This is a genomic window from Intestinibacter sp. (assembly GCF_051866655.1).
Lineage (GTDB): Bacteria > Bacillota > Clostridia > Peptostreptococcales > Peptostreptococcaceae > Intestinibacter.
In genome coordinates, this window is the sequence record NZ_JBJDXL010000371.1 from 1 (window position 1) to 3,206 (window position 3,206).

Sequence of the window (3,206 nt, forward strand, 5' to 3'; positions counted from 1 at the left end):
TAGATAGCTTTCCAAGTCCAGGCCACATAAAAATCGTCTCAACTATACATGTCCCACCTAGAAGTGAACCAAATGAAAGGCCTATTAACGTCGAAATAGTAAGCATAGCGTTTTTTAAAACATTTATATATACTATCGTATTTTCTTTTATTCCCCTCGATCTCGCTCCTATTACATAGGGCTTTTCAAGCTCCTCTAGTATAGCAGCTCTAATCTGTCTAATATACTTGCAGGTCATCCCAAGACCTAGCGTTATAGTCGGCATTATAATTGAAGTCGCCTGTTTGTCTCCATACGCAGGCAATATTTTCAGCTTTATAGATAATATATAAATCAATATTAGTGCTAAAAAGAAACCAGGCACAGCAGAACCTATAAAAGATAGGATTCTAATAATATAATCTGCTATTTTATTTCTCTTAACTGCTGATAAAATTCCAAGAGGAATCGATACAATCAATGTAAACATTAGCGAACTCACTGCAAGCTCAACGGTTGGAAGTACTGCATCTAATAAAGTTTGAGTAACTGGCTTATTTGTGATATATGAATTTCCAAAATCACCGTGCAAACAACCTATCAGCCAATTAAAATACTGCTTCAAAAAAGGTTCATTAAGACCCAAGCTCTCTCTAAGACTATCCACCTCCGCCTGCGTAACTAATCCTCCACTTGCCTTTAACATTAGCTCTGCTGGATCACTTGGCGATAAATACATAAGCAAAAATGATAAAAAAGAAATACCGAGCAATATTGATATTAGGTTTAATAACCTTTTTTTTATATATTTTCCCAAAAATATCCCTTCTTTCTGACTATCTTTTTCGTAAACAAGAAAATTATGAAAGCCCTATAGTAAACTGTTTTCGTAACAATTTTTAATAAAACTTTCATAATTCCATTCTCAATAATAAATATTTAATTTTATGCACTTGCCATCTTGACTGCGCAAACCTTGAACATAGGCGTTGGATTATAAAAATCATCCTTAACCTTGTAAATTCTCTCACTGACATTGTAATCAGTTTTACATGATTCAAATCCAATTTGTTTTAAATATTCCTTATCCCAAACTGGTCTTTCTCTCTTGCTTATAACTAACGCTTCCTTTATACTATCACATTCCTCCATTAAATCAACCTCTATTTTAGAATGCGCGTGATCTTCACCTAAAGTTTTTACTTCCTCTTTAAAAGAAACCTTTCCGTAATCAGCATCGAAATTTAAAAGCACGCCGTCCTTTTTAAGAACTCTATACCATTCCCTATATGCTTTCTCTATATCTGGAAGTGTCCATGTCAAGTTTCTAGAAATAACTACATCAAACTCTTCATCATCAAAATCCAACTCTTGAGCATTCATAACTCTAAAATCTATGTCGTAATCCAACATATCTGCAATTTGCTCTGCTCTCTCTATCATTGATTTAGTTAAATCAATTCCTACTACCTTATGTCCTAAAGATGCCAATATCACTGAGAAAAACCCTGGTCCACATCCTACATCTAGTATTTTTAAATTTTCTTTGTCGGGTAAATTTGATATTATCTCATCTTCCCATAGCTTTCTCTTATCGCTGTTTAATTCTTCTACACGTAAATCGTAAAATTTATCACTTCTTTTTGACCAGTAACTTTCTATTCTGTCTTCTAAATTCACTTTTCATCTCCCCTATACTACCTTAATTTTGACTTTTATATTTTAATACAAATCTATTTATTTTTCAGCTATTATCATAAACATTGGAGTTGAACCGTAGTTTAATTTTTCTTCTTCATTCCATGTTTTTGTCCAGATATTTTGATCTATTTCTATATTTTTAAATCCTATTTTATTTAAAACCATTCTATCCCAAACAGGTCTTTGGATTTTGCTTAGTGGAAGCTGTCTAGCTATTTCCTCCATAGAATCTATATCTGTACATGTGTAGTGGTCATCCATTCCTGAAAGCTCTACATTTTTTCTGTCGTTTTCGTATTCTCTTCTCTTTTCTTCATCAAAAAGATGCAAGTACCAGTTAGCATCGAAATTTATCATTTTTCCGCCGTTTCTTAAAACCTTGTACCAGCTATTATATGCTCTTTCTGGATCCTTTAAGTTCCAAGTAAGATTTCTAGTAACTATTAAATCAAATTGTCCTTCATCAAATTCTAAGTTATGAGCATCCATTCTTCTAAATTTTATTTTATCAACTAAGCTACCAGCGTTTTGTTTTGCTTTTTTTAACATTTCTTCTGTGTAATCTACAGCAGTTACATCATAGCCTGCTGATGCTAATATTATAGAGAAAAATCCTGGTCCACATCCTATATCTAACACCTTTAATCTTCTGTCCCCTACAAAAGTTGGCGCATTAGATTTTATTATATCTATCCATTCAAGCTTTTTATTGCTTTTTAATTCATCTATATTTACTTGGCAGTATCCTTCAGCTCTATTTGTCCAATATTTTTCGTTTTCCTTTAAAAATTGATTCATCTTCATATTCTTTCCCACCCCTAAATTTCTTTGTAAAATAAAAAAGGTCACAAAAACACTATGCGCTCTTTCGCACTAGTATCTTCGTGACACTGTTAATTCATTATTTAATTAATTTAATAGTAGCATATTTATGCTTTATATGTCAAATTTATAATATATTTTTTATTTTACACTTTATATTGTTCTAAAAGCTTCCAATTTTCATATCTATCTATAATCCATTCACCTGAGCGTTGAACTGCTATAAATTCCATATATTCTTTTTGATATTTAGTTTCGCCTTGTTTATAAACATAGTATTCAATTGTCATTCCCACTCTATATTGTCCACTTTCTTGCTTCATGCTGTTTTTTGTGTATCCTATAACATCTACTTGTGTTCCCTTTTCATAATTCTTTGGAATAGTCTTAGATAATTCCTTATGGAATGCACCTGTTGAAGTTAAGTATGGTTCTACATATGAAATCTCTCCATAATTTACAGCATCCGCATAATTTTCTAAATATCCCTTCACAACTAGATCAACCTCACTATTTGAATCTAAGCTAGATTGTTGTGAATCATCCACATATTCTGCTTCAACCTCTAAATAGATAGTCTTTATTTCCTGACCATCATATAAAATTCTAATATTAGTACCACCTGCATTTTTACCATATATTTGGCATCTACTTCCTGAACCAGATACACTAGCTATATTTGAATCATCTACTGTATAAGATAG

4 protein-coding genes are annotated in these 3,206 nt (G+C 31.9%); all 4 read right to left on the minus strand.

Annotated elements, in window-relative coordinates:
- A partial coding sequence (locus tag ACI3VO_RS10985; protein ID WP_439757958.1) for an ABC transporter permease occupies positions 1 to 796 on the minus strand: 796 nt, incomplete at its 3' end.
- Positions 797 to 924: 128 nt separating this feature from the next.
- Positions 925 to 1,659 (minus strand): class I SAM-dependent methyltransferase, encoded by a 735-nt coding sequence (locus tag ACI3VO_RS10990; protein WP_439757959.1) that lies wholly within the window; start codon positions 1,657 to 1,659, stop codon positions 925 to 927.
- Positions 1,660 to 1,716: 57 nt separating this feature from the next.
- Complete coding sequence (locus ACI3VO_RS10995; RefSeq protein WP_439757960.1) at positions 1,717 to 2,484, minus strand: class I SAM-dependent methyltransferase; 768 nt, start codon at positions 2,482 to 2,484, stop codon at positions 1,717 to 1,719.
- A 164-nt stretch (positions 2,485 to 2,648) separates the two neighbouring features.
- On the minus strand, positions 2,649 to 3,206 hold a 558-nt coding region (locus ACI3VO_RS11000), incomplete at its 5' end, for a TcaA NTF2-like domain-containing protein (RefSeq protein WP_439757961.1).